The organism is Hymenobacter daeguensis (genome assembly GCF_054780555.1).
Map to the genome: position 1 here is coordinate 16,535 of NZ_BAAGWC010000013.1, position 16,007 is coordinate 32,541.

Annotated in this window: 13 protein-coding genes; 8 read left to right on the plus strand and 5 right to left on the minus strand. The window is 63.0% G+C overall.

Features of this window, described 5'->3' with window-relative positions; all coding sequences use genetic code 11:
• Window positions 1–10: 10 nt before the first annotated feature.
• On the minus strand, window positions 11–3,031 hold the full coding sequence (locus tag ACYVHT_RS14675; RefSeq protein WP_460553194.1) for a leucine--tRNA ligase: 3,021 nt from the start codon (window positions 3,029–3,031) through the stop codon (window positions 11–13).
• 117 nt (window positions 3,032–3,148) lie between these two features.
• Window positions 3,149–3,622: a hypothetical protein gene (locus tag ACYVHT_RS14680; protein ID WP_460553197.1), complete on the minus strand. Its 474-nt coding sequence runs from the start codon at window positions 3,620–3,622 to the stop codon at window positions 3,149–3,151.
• A 213-nt stretch (window positions 3,623–3,835) separates the two neighbouring features.
• Between ACYVHT_RS14680 and dnaG the strand changes: the two genes are divergently transcribed.
• From dnaG to ACYVHT_RS14715, 7 genes are all read left to right on the plus strand, one after another.
• Window positions 3,836–5,932, plus strand: coding sequence for a DNA primase (gene dnaG, locus ACYVHT_RS14685; RefSeq protein ID WP_460553200.1), 2,097 nt, complete (start codon window positions 3,836–3,838; stop codon window positions 5,930–5,932).
• Between the two features lie 102 nt (window positions 5,933–6,034).
• Complete coding sequence (locus ACYVHT_RS14690) at window positions 6,035–7,090, plus strand: potassium channel family protein (RefSeq protein ID WP_460553203.1); 1,056 nt, start codon at window positions 6,035–6,037, stop codon at window positions 7,088–7,090.
• 92 nt (window positions 7,091–7,182) lie between these two features.
• Window positions 7,183–8,439: a glycosyltransferase family 4 protein gene (locus tag ACYVHT_RS14695; RefSeq protein ID WP_460553206.1), complete on the plus strand. Its 1,257-nt coding sequence runs from the start codon at window positions 7,183–7,185 to the stop codon at window positions 8,437–8,439.
• Window positions 8,436–9,608: a glycosyltransferase gene (locus ACYVHT_RS14700; protein WP_460553209.1), complete on the plus strand. Its 1,173-nt coding sequence runs from the start codon at window positions 8,436–8,438 to the stop codon at window positions 9,606–9,608. The genes ACYVHT_RS14695 and ACYVHT_RS14700 overlap by 4 nt, the downstream gene beginning before the upstream one ends.
• Before the next feature lie 152 nt (window positions 9,609–9,760).
• Window positions 9,761–10,987, plus strand: coding sequence for a bifunctional 3,4-dihydroxy-2-butanone-4-phosphate synthase/GTP cyclohydrolase II (locus ACYVHT_RS14705; protein ID WP_460553212.1), 1,227 nt, complete (start codon window positions 9,761–9,763; stop codon window positions 10,985–10,987).
• 126 nt (window positions 10,988–11,113) lie between these two features.
• The gene (locus tag ACYVHT_RS14710) at window positions 11,114–11,695 is read left to right on the plus strand and encodes a Crp/Fnr family transcriptional regulator (RefSeq protein WP_460553214.1); all 582 of its coding nucleotides are present in this window, start codon (window positions 11,114–11,116) and stop codon (window positions 11,693–11,695) included.
• Between the two features lie 86 nt (window positions 11,696–11,781).
• Complete coding sequence (locus ACYVHT_RS14715; protein ID WP_460553217.1) at window positions 11,782–12,159, plus strand: DUF4260 domain-containing protein; 378 nt, start codon at window positions 11,782–11,784, stop codon at window positions 12,157–12,159.
• A gap of 94 nt (window positions 12,160–12,253) precedes the next feature.
• Here the strand turns inward: ACYVHT_RS14715 and ACYVHT_RS14720 are convergent, their stop codons facing one another.
• Window positions 12,254–13,579 (minus strand): competence/damage-inducible protein A, encoded by a 1,326-nt coding sequence (locus ACYVHT_RS14720; RefSeq protein ID WP_460553220.1) that lies wholly within the window; start codon window positions 13,577–13,579, stop codon window positions 12,254–12,256.
• 113 nt (window positions 13,580–13,692) lie between these two features.
• Between ACYVHT_RS14720 and ACYVHT_RS14725 the strand changes: the two genes are divergently transcribed.
• Window positions 13,693–14,535 (plus strand): DUF4197 domain-containing protein, encoded by an 843-nt coding sequence (locus ACYVHT_RS14725; RefSeq protein ID WP_460553223.1) that lies wholly within the window; start codon window positions 13,693–13,695, stop codon window positions 14,533–14,535.
• A gap of 157 nt (window positions 14,536–14,692) precedes the next feature.
• On the opposite strand, the gene ACYVHT_RS14730 is transcribed toward ACYVHT_RS14725, so the two are convergent.
• The gene (locus ACYVHT_RS14730; protein WP_460553226.1) at window positions 14,693–15,058 is read right to left on the minus strand and encodes a hypothetical protein; all 366 of its coding nucleotides are present in this window, start codon (window positions 15,056–15,058) and stop codon (window positions 14,693–14,695) included.
• A gap of 206 nt (window positions 15,059–15,264) precedes the next feature.
• Window positions 15,265–15,897 carry an ABC transporter ATP-binding protein gene (locus ACYVHT_RS14735; protein ID WP_460553229.1) on the minus strand — a complete coding sequence of 211 codons (633 nt, stop codon included), beginning with the start codon at window positions 15,895–15,897 and terminating at the stop codon, window positions 15,265–15,267.
• Between the last annotated feature and the right edge of the window lie 110 nt (window positions 15,898–16,007).

Genomic DNA, 16,007 nt, shown 5'->3' on the forward strand with positions numbered 1-16,007 from the left:
GCAACGGCGATTACACCACCACGTTCACCATGCGGCCGGGCACCACAATCACCTTTTTGGCCGCCTTGCCCTCGCCGTGCTTGGCCAGGAAATCGGAGGCCAGAACGGCGGTTTCAATCTCGGCGGCGGTGGCAGCGGCGGCGAACTGCATCTGCTCGCGCACCTTGCCGTTGATGGCCAGCGGGTAGGTCACGGTGTCTTCCACCAGGAATTCTTCGCGGAACTCGGGGTAGCCGGCCGTGGAGATGCTGCCGGGTTCGTGGCCCAGCTCCTGCCACAGCTCCTCGGCGAGGTGCGGGGCGTAGGGCGACACCAGCAGCACCAGCGGCTCCAGGATGGCGCGCTTGTGGCACTTGAGGGCCGTGAGCTCGTTCACGGTAATCATGAACAGACTGACCGAGGTGTTGAAGCTGAACTTCTCGATGTCTTCCTGGGCCTTCTGAATGGCCTTGTGCAGCACCTTGAGCTCGGCCGGGGTGGCGGGCACGTCGGTCACGGCTAGGGCCCCGTCTTCGGGGTGGAAGAGGCGCCAGAGCTTCTTGAGGAAGCCGCTCACGCCGCTGATGCCGTTGGTATTCCAGGGCTTGTACTGCTCCAGCGGGCCGAGGAACATTTCGTAGAGGCGCAGGGCGTCCGCGCCGTATTTGTCGATTAGAATATTGGGATTTACGACGTTAAGTTTTGACTTAGACATCTTCTCAATTTCCCAACCGCACAAGTAACGCCCATCATCCTCAGTAATGAATTCAGCGAGACGGTAGTCTTGCCGTGATTTGCGGAATGCCTCAATGTCAAGTATATCATTATCAACTAACATGACATCAACGTGTAAGTCTGAAATACCTACGCCATGCGGGTCAATGATTTTGACACCTTGTTCTTTAGCATTAAAAGTGGATATATAATTCTGAACAAACTCCAGAATTTCCTGAGAGACAGCCTCGTCACCAGCTTCATACTTATCTGCCTTGTCTTTCGATATGTAGAAACTGGCTGGATAAATTTTAGCTAATTCAGGGCCATCGATTTTAATCTCAGTGATTGGCAGGGCAGCATTCAGCCGATACACAAAATTCGACCGGCCCAGAATCATCCCCTGGTTAATCAGTTTCTGGAAGGGCTCGTTGCTGCTGACGAGGCCCAGGTCCTTCAGGAACAGGTACCAGAAGCGGGCGTAGAGCAGGTGGCCGGTGGCGTGCTCGGCCCCGCCCATGTAGAGGTCCACGCTGCCCCAGTAGTGCTCGGCTGCCTCCGATACGAAGCGGGCTTCGTTGGTGGGGTCCATGTAGCGCAGGTAGTACCACGACGAGCCCGCCCAGCCGGGCATGGTGCTCAGCTCGTAGGGGTATTTGCCTTTGTAGAGCCAATCCTGGGCGCGGCCGAGGGGCGGCTCGCCGGTTTCGGTGGGCTTGTATTCGTCGATTTCGGGCAGGACGAGGGGCAGGTCGGCCTCGGCGATGCCGTAGGCGGTGCCGTCCTTGTAGTAAATCGGAATGGGCTCGCCCCAGTAGCGCTGACGGCCGAAAATGGCGTCGCGCTGGCGGAAATTCACCTTGCCTTTGCCCAGGCCCTTCTCTTCGAGAAAGGCGATGAGCTTCTGCGTGGCCTCCTTGTAGGTGAGGCCGTTGATGATGCCGGAGTTGATGTAGCGGCCTTCCTTGGTGGGGTCGGCCTGCTGGTCGAGGCCCTGCTGGGCATCGGAAATGGCGGGGATGGGCAGGTTGAAGTGCTTGGCGAACAGGTAGTCGCGCTGGTCGCCACTGGGCACGGCCATCACGGCGCCGGTGCCGTAGCCGGCCAGCACGTAGTCGGCCAGCCAGATGGGCACGGGCTCGTTGTTCACGGGGTTCAGGGCGTAGGCGCCCGTGAACACGCCCGACACGGTTTTAGCGTCGGCCATGCGGTCGCGCTCCGAGCGGCGCTTGGTGGCGGCGATGTACTCGTCCACCGCCGCACGCTGCGCGGGCGTCGTAATCACGTCCACCAGCTCGTGCTCGGGGGCCAGCACCAGGAACGTGGCCCCGTAAATAGTGTCGACGCGGGTGGTATAGACCTTGATGTCAGTATTGGGTAGCAAGTATTGAGTAGTGAGATTATTGGCTTCTTTGGCCTTTGCCTCACTACTTACTACTGAATACTCACTACTCAAAACCGGGAAGGTGACTTCGGCCCCGATGCTCTTGCCAATCCAGTTGCGCTGCATCTCCTTCACGGCATCGGGCCAGTCGAGCTGGTCGAGGCCCTGCAGGAGGCGGTCGGCGTAGGCGGTGATGCGCAGGCTCCATTGCGGCATGAGGCGGCGCTCGACGGGGAAGCCGCCCCGCTCCGAGAGGCCGTCTTTTACTTCGTCATTCGACAAAACGGTGCCCAGGCCGGCGCACCAGTTCACGTAGGTGTCCTGCTGGTAGGCGAGGCGGTAGGGGAGCACGGCGGCCAGCTTCTGCTTTTCGCTCATCATCTGCCACTGGCCGGCCGTGAACTCGTGGCGCTCCTCGTCGTCGCCGGCGGCCCGGATGCCCTGGCTGCCGCTCTCGGCAAAGCGGGCGGTGAGCTCGGTGAGGGGCTCGGCGCGGTCGGTGTCGAGGTTGTACCAGGAGTTGAACAGCTTGAGAAAAATCCACTGCGTCCACTTGTAGTAGCTGGGGTCAGAGGTCCGGACTTCGCGGCTCCAGTCGTAGCTGAAGCCCAGGCTGCTGAGCTGCTGGATGTAGGTGCTGATGTTCTGCTCCGTCGTCAGGGCCGGGTGCTGGCCGGTCTGGATGGCGTACTGCTCGGCGGGCAGGCCGAAGGAGTCAAAGCCCATGGGGTGCAGCACGTTGAAGCCGCGCAGGCGCTTGTAGCGCGTCACGATGTCGGAGGCAATGTAGCCCAGCGGATGCCCCACGTGCAGGCCCGCCCCGGAGGGGTAGGGGAACATGTCGAGCACGTAGTATTTGGGCTTATCGGAGTGGTTGTGGGCCTGGAAGGTGTGGTGGGCTTTCCAGTGGGCCTGCCACTTCTTTTCAATTTCTTCGGGACGGTATGCGGGCATCTTGCGCGGAGTTTATTCGAGGCAAAGGTAACGTGCGGAGTAGCGCGGACTTTGTAGTCCGCGCACCCAGGCCGCTAAAATTGCGCGAATGGGCGCAGAAACGCTGCCGCGTCCGCGCTACGCTTCCGGCTCCTGCGGGCTCTCATCCTGCTCCGGCGCCGGGGCCGGCGCCAGGTGCTGGCGCACCAGCTCCTGAATGTAGCGCAGCCGGACTTCGGGCTCATACTCGTCGAGCGCTGTTACGGTGGCGATGCGCTCCAGGGCGCGGCGGGTGCGGGCGGCGCGGCGGCGGTCGTCCTGCGAAATGCGGTGGGCTTCGCTGAGCAGCAGCTTGGCCGAAATGCGCTGGGACGCCTCTTTTTCCCACTGCTCGCGGGCCAGCTTAAACTTATAGCGCAGGTCTTCGAGCTCTCTTTTCACTTCCACCGTTTCGAGCTGCGCGTTGTAGAGCGGGCCTTTGTTGAACACTGTTTCGGCCTGCAGCAGCGCAGCCCAGCCTCCAGCCACGTATTCCTTGGGATAAAGCTTGGTGGTGTCGTACCAGCGGCGGCGCTGCTCAGCGAAGAAAGTAGACAGGTTCAGGTAATGCATGGGGGAAAGATGAGAGTGGGGTAGAAGGCCGATGCCCCGGCCGGCCGTAGTTTTGCGTAGGAGGCCTGGCTGGCTGCGTGCAGTCGGCCAGTCGCCCAACGCCGGTGTTTTCGGGGAGCATTGCCGCGGTAAGCCGGCGGCAAATTTGGCTAAGCAGCGCGTAAGCCGGCTCCGGCGGGCATCGGACAAATATATTAGATTGAACAGCCTCTCATGGCCCGCATCCCCAAAGAATTAGTCGACCACATCATCCAGACCGCCGACATCGTGGAAGTCGTCGGCGACTTCGTGCAGCTCAAGCGCAAGGGCCAGAACCTGTGGGCCCCGTGCCCGTTCCACAACGAGAAATCCCCGTCGTTTTCGGTAAATCCGGCCAAGAGCCTCTACAAGTGCTTCGGCTGCGGCAAGGCCGGCGGCGTGGTGCAGTTTGTGATGGACGTGGAGGGCACCAGCTACGTGGAGGCCCTGAAATACCTGGCCCGCAAGTACGCCATCGAGATTCAGGAGGAGGAAAAAACGCCCCAGCAGCAGCTGGAGCAAAACGAGCGGGACTCGCAGTTCATCGTTTCGGACTTCGCCAAAAACCACTACCACCGCCTGCTACTCAATTCCGAAGAGGGCATGAGCATCGGCTACGGCTACCTCAAGGAGCGCGGCCTCAACCTGAGCACCATCCAGACCTTCGAGCTTGGCTACTCGCTCGACAGCTGGGACGACCTGATGAAAGCCGCCGAAACCGCCGGCTTCGACAAGAAATACCTGGAAAAAACCGGCCTCACCGTCATCCGCACCGACGACCAGGGCAAGGACACCGGCCGGCGCTACGACCGGTTCCGGGGCCGCGTCATGTTCCCGATTCACAACATCAGCGGCCGGGTGGTGGGCTTCGGGGCGCGCACCCTGAAGCGCGACGACAAGATGGCGAAGTACCTGAACTCGCCCGAGTCGGAGATTTACCACAAGTCGGACGTGCTGTATGGCCTGTTTCAGGCCCGGCAGGCCATCCGGACGCAGGAGGTTTGCTACCTGGTGGAAGGCTATCTGGACGTTTTGAGCTTGTATCAGGGCGGCATCAAAAACGTGGTGGCCTCGTCGGGGACCTCGCTCACCGAAGGCCAGATTCGCCTCATCAAGCGGTACTCCGATAATGTGACCGTACTCTACGACGGCGACGCGGCCGGCATCAAGGCCAGCTTGCGCGGCACTGACTTGCTGCTCGAAGGCGGCCTGAACGTGCGCGTGGTGCTCTTCCCCGACGGCGACGACCCGGACAGCTACATCCGCAAAGTGGGCGACCAGCGCTTCACCGAGTACATCGAAACCAAGAGCCAGGACTTCATCACCTTCAAAACCACGCTGGTGGCCCGCGAGGCCAGCAACGACCCCGTGAAGAAGGCCGAGGCCATCCGCGACGTGCTGCACAGCATCGCCAAAGTGCCCGACGCCATCAAGCGCCAAGTGTTTCTGCAGCAGACCTCGGCCACGTTCGGCATCGACGAGCAGGTGCTCATCACGGAGTATAACAAGCTGGTGAAAACCGCCAGCCAGAAAGCGCCCGACGGCCGCCCCCAGCCCGGCGACAACCGCGGCAATTACGGCAACGGCGCCGGCAGCGCCAACACGGGCTTCCCGCCCGGCAGCAACCCGCGCCCGGCCCCGGCCCAGCGCCCGATGACCGACGAGGAAGAGGCCGAAATGCTGATGTACGGCGGCGCCGAAGCGGCCGAAGCGTTGGGAGCATCCTTCGCGACAGCGCCGAAGAAAGCCGCCGAAGAGGAAGAAACGCCCGATATGCTCCAGCTCTGCGAACGGGAGGTGCTGCGGCTGCTGGTGCTGTATGCGGGCCGTGAAATCGAGCCCGAAGTGAGCGTGGCCGGCTACCTCCTGGGCCAGCTCGGCGAGTACCCCCTCACCCGGCCGCTCTACGCCGAGATGTGGGAAATCTGCCGCCAGGAGCTTTTGGCCGGCCGCTTCCCCGATGCCCGCCTGCTGGCCCAGAACGAGCGCGAAGACATCCGCCAGCTCATCACCGACCTGGCCACCGAACGCTACGAAATCAGCCCCAACTGGCGCACCAAGGAAATCTACGTTTTCAACGAAGTGGACCTGCCCCAGCTGGCCTGCGACAACGCCGTGCTCCGCCTCAACAAGGTGCACGTGCAGCGCGAGCTCGACCAGTGCCTCGAAAAGCTGCGCCACCCGCTCGAAGACGCCGAAATGTTCGAAATTCTGGGCGACATCAAGCGCCTCAAGGAGCTGGATAATGAGCTGGCTGCCCTGCTGGGCACGGTAGTGGCGCGGGGCACCTGATTTTAATGAAGAATGAGGAATGAAGAATTAGAAATTGGCTAGCACGTTGGTCGACCTCAATTCCTCATTCTTCATTCCTCATTCTTTATTCTTTTTAAAAACATGCTCCAGCGACTCAACATCAACCGCCTGATTCTGGCCGTCGTGCTCACGCTGGCCAGCCTGGTTATTGGCATGACGGGCTTCACCGTCATCGAGCATTACGGCCCGGTCGATGCGTTTTACATGACGGTGACCACCGTGGCCACGGTGGGTTTTGGCGAGATTCACACGTTTTCGGAGGCGGGCCGGCTGTTCGTTTCCATCTACATTCTCTACAACCTGGTGGTGGTGGCCTACCTCGTGTCGGTTTTTTCCTCGTTTATCTTTGACGGCGAGCTGCGCAAAATTTATCGGATGATTCGAACTGACCAGGAAATAAAGCGCTTCAGCGGCCACGTAATCGTGTGTGGCTTTGGGCGCAACGGCCGCCGGGCCTACCAGGAGCTGCGCGCCAGCGGGGCCCGCGTAGTCGTTATCGAAGCCAACCAGGCCCTGATGCAAAGCATCACGGACGGCCACACCGGCGAAGATTATGACGGCGACGGCATGGCGGGCGGCAAGATTTTTACCGTCTTCGGCGATGCCACCACCGACCTGGTGCTCAAGCAGGCCGGCGTGGAGCGGGCGTCGGCCCTCATCACCTCACTGCCCAAAGATGCCGACAACGTGTTCGTGACGCTCTCGGCGCGCGCCCTCAACCCGCGCCTGAAAATCATTGCCCGCGCTTCGCTCAAAACCTCGGAAAGCAAGATGCTCACGGCCGGGGCCGACTCGGTGGTGATGCCCGACGAAATCGGCGGCTCGCACATGGCCAAGCTGGTGGTGCGCCCCGAAGTCATCCGCTTCCTGGACCTGATTTCCGGCCTCAGCGCCGATAAGCTGCGGCTCGAAGAGATGAGTTTCGAGCAGCTGCGGCGCGATTTGCGGGGCCGCACCATTCGCGAGCTCGACGTGCGCTCCGTCACCGGGGCCACCATTATTGGAATGCGCCAGGCCAGCGGCTCGCTCCTCGTCAGCCCGCCCGTCGACTACGTGCCCGTGGAGGGCGACGTGCTGCTGGTGCTCGGCAGCGAAGAGCAGATTGAGAACTTCGAAGTCCGCTTCCGGCAACTTTAGTTTAATTATAAATTATGAATTAAAAATTATGAGTTGGATTACCTGCATATGCCAATTCATAATTCATAATTTTTAATTCATAATTCAAGCCAATGCACATCCTGCAACTTTGTCCGCGCGTGCCGTTTCCGCCTCATGATGGCGGGGCCATTGCCATGTACGACGTAGCCGCCGGCTTCGTGCGGGCGGGGCACCGCGTCACGCTGCTGGCCATCAACACGCCCAAGCACCGCCAGCCGGCCGATGCCCTGGCCCATCTCGGCCCAAATCTGCGGCTGGTGACGGTGGAAGTCGATACCGATATTTCGGCCCCCCGGGCCCTGAAAAACTACCTCTTCAGCCGCCAGCCCTACAACGTGGAGCGGTTTATCAGTCCGCTGGTGGGGGAGAAGCTCGTCGAACTTCTGCGGGCCGATGACGTGGACGTTGTGCAGATGGAAGGAACCTTCGTGGCCTGGTACGCCGAGGAGCTGGGCCGTCAGCACCGCCACGATTTCCGGGTGCCGCCGCTGGTGCTGCGGGCGCACAACATCGAAAACACCATCTGGCACAAGCTGGCCCGCTGGGAGAAAAACCCGCTGAAACAGGTGCTGCTGCGCACCATGGCCACGCGCCTGGAGAAATTTGAGCGGCGCTACCTGCGCCAGTTCGACGCCGTGGCCGCCATCACCGAAGCCGATGCCGACCGCCTGCGCGCCCTGCATTGCCCCGAGCCGGTGGTATTCATTCCGGCCGGGGTGGAGCTGGGCCGCGTGCAGCGCGACCCGGCCATTCAGCCCAGGCCGCGCACGCTGTTTATGATTGGCTCGCTCGACTGGCTGCCCAACCAGGAAGGCGTCGACTGGCTGCTGCGCGAGGTCTGGCCCGCTTTTCATGCCGAGTTTCCCGCCGTGGAGCTGCACATTGCCGGCCGCAACGCGCCCGCGCACCTGCTCAACCTGAAGGCCGATAACGTGTTCATGCACGGCTTCGTGGAGTCGGCCCCGGCCTTTATGCAGCAGTATGGGCTGATGCTGGTGCCGCTGCTGAGCGGCGGCGGCATGCGCGTCAAAATCATTGAGGGCATGGCGCTGGGCAAGGCCATTCTCAGCACCGCGCTGGGGGCCGAGGGCATTGCCGTGCGCGACGGCCACGACATCATCGTGCGCGACTCGCCGGCCGAGTGGCTGGATTTTCTGCGCACCTGGGCGCGGGGCGAAGCAGCCGTGGCCGAAATTGGCGCCCAAGCGGCACAAACGGCCGCTGAGGTTTACGATAACCGCCGCGTGGTGCAGCGTTTTGTTGATTTGTACGAGCGGCTGCTCGTGCCCGCCCCGGCCGGTACGCCCGCCCATTCGCCGCCCGCATGAAGCTGTTTGTTCTCCTCTCGCGCTTCCCGTTTCCGCTCGACAAGGGCGACAAGCTGCGCGCTTTTCACCAGCTCCGCTACCTGGCCGGGCGCCACGAAATCAGCCTCTTTGCGCTGTCCGATGAAGAAGTGTCGGCGGAGGCGCTGGCGCAGGTGCGGCCGTTGTGCCGGGGCGGGCTGGTGGTGCACCGGCTGCGGCGGCCCGGCATTGCCCGCAACATGGCGCGGGCGCTGGCCAACGGCCGGCCGCTGCAGGTGGGCTATTTCTACGATGCATCGGCGCAGCGCCAGGTCGATGGCCTGCTGCGCACTTTCCGGCCCGACCACGTTTACTGCCAGCTCATTCGCATGGCCGAGTACCTGCGGCCGCACGTTGGCGGGGTGCCCATGACGCTGGATTACATGGATGTGTTTTCGGCCGGCATGGTGCGCCGCGTCGGGCAGGCCCCGGTGTGGCAGCGCGCCATCTGGGCGCTGGAAGCGCAGCGGCTGCTGGCCTACGAGGCGGCGGCGTTCGACTGGTTTCAGCACCACACCATCATCAGCGACCAGGACCGGCAGCTCATTCAGCATCCGCGCCGCGATGAGATTGAAATCGTCCTCAACGGCATCGATACCGACTTTTTCCAGCCCCGGCCCGATGCCGCGAAGGAATACGACGTGCTGTTTTGCGGCAACATGAGCTACCACCCCAACGTGGATGCCGCCTGCTTTCTGGCCGAGGAAATAATGCCCCTGGTGCGGCAGCGCCACCCGGCGGCCCGGCTGCTGGTGGCCGGCACCACGCCCGCGCCGAGGGTGCAGGCCCTGGCCTCGGCGCACGTGGAAATCAGCGGGTGGGTGCCCGATATCCGGGCGGCGTATGCGGCGGCGCGGGTGTTTGCAGCCCCCATGCGGGTGGGCACCGGCCTGCAAAACAAGCTGCTCGAAGCCATGGCCATGGCCCTGCCCTGCGTGACCACGCCGCTGGCCAACAATGCTCTCGGCGGCACCGATGGCACGGAGTTATTGGTGACCAAAACCGCTCAGGAGCTCGCCCAGGCCATTATCGGCCTGCTGGATGACCCCGGCCGGGCGGCGGCGCTGGCGGCCCGGGGCCAAGCTTTTGTGAAGGCGCGCTACACCTGGGCGGGCGCCACGGCCCGGCTGGAGGCGCTTTTTGGGCAGTAGCGCGAACGTTGTAGTCCGCGTCCCCGCGCCGTTAAATCCGTTTGAGCGGCGCAGGGACGCGGACTACAAAGTCCGCGCTACAGCTGGGCACGACGGACGGGCTAACTTTGCGGCGGCCCTCGCTGTTATGGCCCGAAATACCCCATCCCACCATGCTTGATTCCATCGAATCCGCCATCGAAGACATTCGCGCTGGCAAAGTGGTCATCGTCGTCGACGACGAGGACCGTGAAAACGAAGGCGACTTCATTTGTGCCGCGCAGTGCGCCACGCCCGAAATCATCAACTTTATGGCCACGCACGGGCGCGGGCTGGTGTGCACGCCCCTCACCGAGCAGCGCTGCGAGGAGCTGGGCCTCAACCTGATGGTGGGCCACAACACGGCTTTGCACGCCACGCCGTTCACGGTGTCGGTCGATTTGCTGAAGAACGGCGTGACCACCGGCATCTCGGCTTCGGACCGCAGCAAGACCATTCTGGCCCTCATCGACCCCACCACCAAGCCCGAAGAGCTGGGCAAGCCGGGCCATATTTTCCCGCTCAAGGCCCGCAAGGAAGGCGTGCTGCGCCGCGCCGGCCACACCGAGGCGGCCGTGGACCTGGCCCGGCTGGCCGGGTTTGAGCCGGCCGGGGTGCTGGTCGAAATCCTGAAGGAAGACGGCGAGATGGCCCGCCTGCCCGACCTCGAACTCGTGGCCAAGAAGTGGGGGCTGAAGCTGATTTCGGTGCAGGACCTCATCAAGTACCGCCTGGCCACGGAAAGCCTCATCACCCGCGAAATCTCGGTGCAGCTGCCCACCGAAGACGGTGATTTCGACCTCTATGCCTTCACCCAGAACTCGAACGGGGCCAAGCACCTCGCGCTGGTGAAGGGCGATATCAGCGGCCCCGAGCCTGTGCTAGTGCGGGTGCACAGCTCCTGCGTGACGGGCGACATCTTCGGCTCGTGCCGCTGCGACTGCGGCCCGCAGCTGCACCAGGCCATGCGCCAGATTGAGCGCGAAGGCCGGGGCGTGATTGTGTACATGAACCAGGAGGGGCGCGGCATCGGCCTGCTCAACAAGCTGAAAGCCTACAAGCTCCAGGAACAGGGCCGCGACACGGTGCAGGCCAACGAAGACCTGGGCTTTAAGGGCGACGAGCGGGACTACGGCGTGGGAGCCAGCATTCTGCGCGACCTGGGCGTAACCAAGATGCGCCTGCTCACCAACAACCCCCGCAAGCGCACCGGCCTCATCGGCTACGGCCTGGAAATCGTGGAAACGCTGCCCATCGAAATCCACGCCAACCCGCACAACGAAAACTACCTCGCCACCAAGCGCGACAAGATGGGCCACGAAATCATGCGCCCCGTGCCCGCCGAAACGCCGGCGGCGTAGAGCCTTTCGCACCAGTCCAAACGTCCTGCTGAGCGGTGCTCTGCGGGACGTTTGGCTTTGCCGGGCTTTAGCTACTCCCTGTTTCTCAATGCTATGCACCCGCTACGCGCTTACGTCCAACGCTTTGTGCCCGAACTCACGGACGCCGACTGGCAGCCGCTGGCCGAGGCCCTGCGGAGCCGCCAGCTGGTGCGCGGGGAGCATTTCGTGCAAGCCGGCCAACGCGTGCCTGTGCTGGCCCTATTGCTGAAGGGGGCCTGCCGGCTCTACTATCCCCGCCCCGATGGGGAAGAGCGCACTACCTATTTCTTCTTTGAAAACCATTTGTTCGGCGACTATCCCGGTTGCCTGACCGGCCAGCCGAGTCAGCTCAGCATTCAGGCCCTCGCCGATACCGAACTGCTGGAGTTCGACTATGCCGTGCTGCGCCAGCTCTACGACGAGCGTCCCGTGTACGAGCGTTTTGGCCGGCTCGTGGCCGAATACCACCTTCTCGGCACCGATGCCCGCTTAACGGAGCAGCTCCTGCTCTCGCCCGAGGAACGCTACCTGGCGCTCCTCACGAGCGGCAAAACCAAAATTCTGGAGCGCATTCCGCAGCATCTGGTGGCCAATTACCTTGGCATCACCCCGGTTTCGCTGAGCCGCATCCGAAGCCGCGTGGTTCAGGCCGGCCGCAAACGTGGCGATAAGCCGGCGGCTGCCTAAACACATTTCTTAGCTTTTGTTATCGTTGCCCCGGGCCTGGCAGGAGGAATTTTGCAGGGTTCAATCTCATCCCCCGAGGCACTTTTATGAAAACCCTGCTCAAAACCGAGGAACTGGCCGAGGCGCTGTGTGCGCTGGTCATCTTTGCCCATCTGCCGTACGCGTGGTGGGTGCTGCCCGCTACCTTCCTGCTCCCCGACCTGAGCATGGCCGGCTACCTGGGCGGACCGCGCGTAGGGGCTTTTTGCTACAATTTTGCCCATCACAGGGCCCTGGCGCTGCTGGTTGGGGTAGCCGGCTGGCTGCTCGGGCAGCCGCTGTTGCTGCTGGCAGGCACGGTACTCTTTTTTCACAGCGCTTTCGACCGCCTGCTGGGCTATGGCCTCAAGTACGTAACCAGCTTTCAGGACACGCACCTGGGGCGCGTGGGAGCCGGCCAGGCCGGGGCTCAATCGGCCGGATAGCACACGCCGCGGCCACGGTTCAGCTCCCGCAACCTATGAGCCCCAGCCATTACGGCTCTGCATTGCTCCCGCCAACCCGGTGGCGGCAAGTAGCTCACAGGCGCCAGCCGGGGGCCACCTCCAGGTTGGCCAGCTGCTGCCGCAGCAGCGTGAGCACCGATTGGGCGGCGTATTCCACGTTCAGCGCCCGGCCCCGGTCCAGCACGTATTCGCGGCTGATGGTCTGGGTACCGTCGGCGTAGGCCAGGCACACCGTGCCGACCTTTTTGGTGGCAGTGGCGCCGGTGGGGCCGGCAATGCCGCTGGTGGCCACGGCCACGTCCACGCCCAGGCGGCGGCGCGCGCCTTCGGCCATCTCGCGCACGGTGGCCTCGCTCACGGCCCCGAACTCGGCCAGGGTTTCGGCCTTCACGCCCAGCTCCTGCTGCTTGATGTCGTTGTGGTAGGCCACAATGGCTCCGCGGAAATACGCCGAGCTGCCCGATACGCTGGTGAGGCGCTGCGACACCAGCCCGCCGGTGCAGCTTTCGGCCGTGCCCACGGTGAGGCCTTTGGCCAGCAACAGCTTGCCGATGGCGGCCTCGATGGTCGTTTCTTCTTCGGCAAAAATGAACTCGCCGATGCGCTCGCGCAGGGCCGGTAGCAGGGCCAGCATCCGGCCGCGCAGTTCGGGCTGGCCGTCGGCGGTGCCGGTCAGGCGCAGGCGCACCGCCCCAAAGCTGGGCAGGTAGGCCAGCTTGATGTTGGCGGGCAGGGCATCTTCCCAATCCTCGATTTTCTGGGCCAGAAACGACTCGCCCAGGCCGGCCGTCATCACCACCACGTGCTCGATGGGAGCGATGTGAAACTGGCTTTGCAGGCGCGGCAGCACGTGGTCGGTCATCAGGCGCTTCATCTCGAAGGGCACGCCCGGCATGCTCACGAAGATGGCGCCCTTATCGTTGAACCACATGCCCGGGGCCGTGCCCACGGCATTGTGCAGCACTTCGCAGCTGGCCGGCACCAGGGCCTGCTGGCGGTTCACGTCGAGCATGGGCCGGTTGAAGCGCTTGAAAATCTCCTCCACGTGGTGCAGCGTGGGCTCGTGCATCACCAGCTCGGTGTTGAAATACCGGGCCAGCACGTGCTTGGTGAGGTCGTCCTTGGTTGGCCCCAGGCCGCCGGTGATGAGGACCACCTGCGCCCGCTGCCGGGCCTGGTCGAGGGCGGCCACAATCTCATCGGCGCGGTCCGAAACCGAGGAAATCTGCCGCACGCGCAGGCCGATTTTGCCCAGTTCCTGGCCCATGAATGCCGAATTGGTATCAATGACCTGCCCGTACAAAAGCTCGTCGCCGATGGTCATGATTTCGACATTGTGCGGGGCAGCGGCGGCAGGGTTCGACGGGCTGGCGGCGGAGAGTGGGCGGGCGGTGGGCATGGGTTGAGCGAAAAAAATAGGTTTGGCCGCAAAATTGTCTTCACTTTGCAGCAGCGGCGGCCTTAGGACAGCCACAGGGGCCTTCCGGTTTTCCCGCCGCACTAGTTTATTCCATGTTTACTCGCATTGCCAGTGCCCTGCTCGTAGCCGGCCTGCTGGCCACCACGGCTCCGGCCGCCCACGCCCAGACCACCGCCGCCAAAAAAGCGGCGGCTGCCAAAGCCGCCGCTGCCAAAACTGCTGCCGCCAAAGCCGCTGCTGCGAAGGCCGCCGCCGCCAAAGCGGCCGCCGCGAAAGCCGCCGCCACCAAAGCGGCTACGCCTGCCGTGGTCACGCCCCCCGCGCCGCTCACCGAAGCCCAGGCCAGCGCCGGCATCAAAGAAGCCCTCAACAAAGGCATTACCAAGGCCGTGCAGTTTGCTTCCGAGCCTGATGGCTTCAACCTGAACGACGACATTCACATTCCCACGCCGCCCGACCTGGACATTGTGAAAAGCACCATCGGCCGGGTGCCGGGCATGAACACGGTCTTTACCCAGCTCGAAACCCAGCTCAACCGCGCCGCCGAAGCCGCCGCGCCCAAAGCCAAGGACATTTTCCTCAACGCCCTGGCCAACATCAGCATCACCGATGCCCTCACGCTGGTGACCAGCGGCCAGACCGACGCGGCCACGCAGTTCCTGCGCAAGTCCACGCAGGCGCAGCTGGTTTCGGCTTTCCACCCCGACATTGAGGCCGCTATCGACCAGGTCGGGGCCGGCCGGGCCTACGCCACCATCACCAACCAGTACAACAAAATCCCGCTGATGACGCCCGTCAACCTCAGCCTGGCCGACTACACCACCCAGAAAGCCGTGGATGGCCTGTTTGTGCTGCTGGCGCAGGAAGAAGCCAAAATCCGCAAAAATCCCGCCGCCCGCACCTCCGACATCCTGAAGCAAGTGTTTGGGCGTTAGAATTTTAGCAGTCAGTATGGGGTAGTCAATAGCCGGACTACCGAAAAGGCCCCGCCCGGAATCTCCGGGCGGGGCCTTTTTATTTATTTCCTGTGGTAGAGGCGTCGGCTGGCAGAGTCTGACTACTGGCTACCCCACACCGGCTACCCGCAAACGCCTAGTAGTCGTCGCTGTCGAAGCTGCTGCCGCGCCGGCTGCCCCGGCCGCTGCTGTAGCCCTCGTCATCGTCGTCGTCGTCATCGTTGCCGAAGTCGTCATCGTCGTCGTCGAGGCTGGTAAAGCCGCCGCGGTCGGAGTTCTCGGCGCGCTCGGCCTCCACAAATTCTTCTTCGGTCATGTTGGCTAGGTCCAGCGCCTCGTCGTGCGAGGAGCCGGTGTCGGTCCACATCAGGTAGTCGGCGTATTTGGCCGAAAGTCGGTCTTCGGAATTGCCAATGGCAGCGGCGCCACCTTTCTTGGCATAGGTGTCGAGGTCGTCGTCGTCGTCGAGGAGGTCGTCGTCCAGGTCGTCGTCATTAATCATGGCCGGGGCGGGGGGTATTTAGAGTGGAAGATAGAGTGCCTAAGCTGGTCGCGAAGATACGTGGCGCGTGTATTTCCGGTTGAGTGCTGCGGCAGATTTACGCGCAAAAATGTAAGCTGAAGCGCCACAAACGCCGGTTTCACAACGCGGTGCCGAATTTCCGTGGGCCCAAAATAAGAAGAAGTTTTTACTCCTGCGCACCGCCCCTAGTCCGGGCGCGTCACCTGGAAATCCGTCACCACAAGCTGTTCGTCGCAGAAGCCATACTCGGCCGGCACGTTGGAGCTGAGCAGTAGCGTGCGGCCCGGGCGGGTGGCCTGCACGTGCTCCAGATACCAGGCCACGCCGGTGGCATCGAGGTTGGTGGTGGGCTCGTCGAGCAGCAGCAGCGGGGCCTCCCCATACAGCGCCAGCGCCAGCTTCAGCCGCTGCTTCATGCCCGACGAAAACTCCCGCACCAGCTGGTGGCGGGCTTTTTCGAGGTACATCAGCCCAACGAGCTTATCCAGTGAAATGCCCGGCCGCAAGGGCTTGAACCGGGTATGAAACCGGAGCAGCTCCAGCAGCGTGAGCTCTTCCAGCAGCTCCAGGTAGGGCGCGGCGTAGGCCAGGTGCGCCGGAAGGTCCTCCACGGCCACGGCGCGGCCGGCCAGCGCGTAGGTCAGCGTGCCCTCCGTTGGCAGCAGCTGGCCCGCAAAGGTGTTCAGCAGCGTGCTTTTGCCTGCGCCGTTCGGGCCGAGCACCGCCGTGGCGCTGCCCGGCTGTAACGTGCGCGTAAGGCCCCGGAAAATCCAGTCGCGCCGGAAGCGCTTGCCCAGGCCGGTGGCGGTGATTTGCAAGGGGGTATTTGTTTGTATCGGGACAAAAAGAACGTCATGCCGGGCGCAGCCGAAGCATCCCTACTGCAGTCCTAAACCCGGTTAGTGGCGCGGTAGAGAAGCGTTGGCTG

Excerpts from the sequence above, each read along its gene's own strand:
- ACYVHT_RS14695 (WP_460553206.1), top strand. The coding sequence starts at position 7,183 with ATGCACATCCTGCAACTTTGTCCGCGCGTGCCGTTTCCGCCTCATGAT.
- ACYVHT_RS14690 (WP_460553203.1), top strand. The coding sequence starts at position 6,035 with ATGCTCCAGCGACTCAACATCAACCGCCTGATTCTGGCCGTCGTGCTC.
- ACYVHT_RS14675 (WP_460553194.1), bottom strand. The coding sequence starts at position 3,031 with ATGCCCGCATACCGTCCCGAAGAAATTGAAAAGAAGTGGCAGGCCCAC.
- ACYVHT_RS14680 (WP_460553197.1), bottom strand. The coding sequence starts at position 3,622 with ATGCATTACCTGAACCTGTCTACTTTCTTCGCTGAGCAGCGCCGCCGC.
- ACYVHT_RS14700 (WP_460553209.1), top strand. The coding sequence starts at position 8,436 with ATGAAGCTGTTTGTTCTCCTCTCGCGCTTCCCGTTTCCGCTCGACAAG.
- dnaG (WP_460553200.1), top strand. The coding sequence starts at position 3,836 with ATGGCCCGCATCCCCAAAGAATTAGTCGACCACATCATCCAGACCGCC.
- ACYVHT_RS14730 (WP_460553226.1), bottom strand. The coding sequence starts at position 15,058 with ATGATTAATGACGACGACCTGGACGACGACCTCCTCGACGACGACGAC.
- ACYVHT_RS14720 (WP_460553220.1), bottom strand. The coding sequence starts at position 13,579 with ATGCCCACCGCCCGCCCACTCTCCGCCGCCAGCCCGTCGAACCCTGCC.
- ACYVHT_RS14725 (WP_460553223.1), top strand. The coding sequence starts at position 13,693 with ATGTTTACTCGCATTGCCAGTGCCCTGCTCGTAGCCGGCCTGCTGGCC.
- ACYVHT_RS14715 (WP_460553217.1), top strand. The coding sequence starts at position 11,782 with ATGAAAACCCTGCTCAAAACCGAGGAACTGGCCGAGGCGCTGTGTGCG.
- ACYVHT_RS14705 (WP_460553212.1), top strand. The coding sequence starts at position 9,761 with ATGCTTGATTCCATCGAATCCGCCATCGAAGACATTCGCGCTGGCAAA.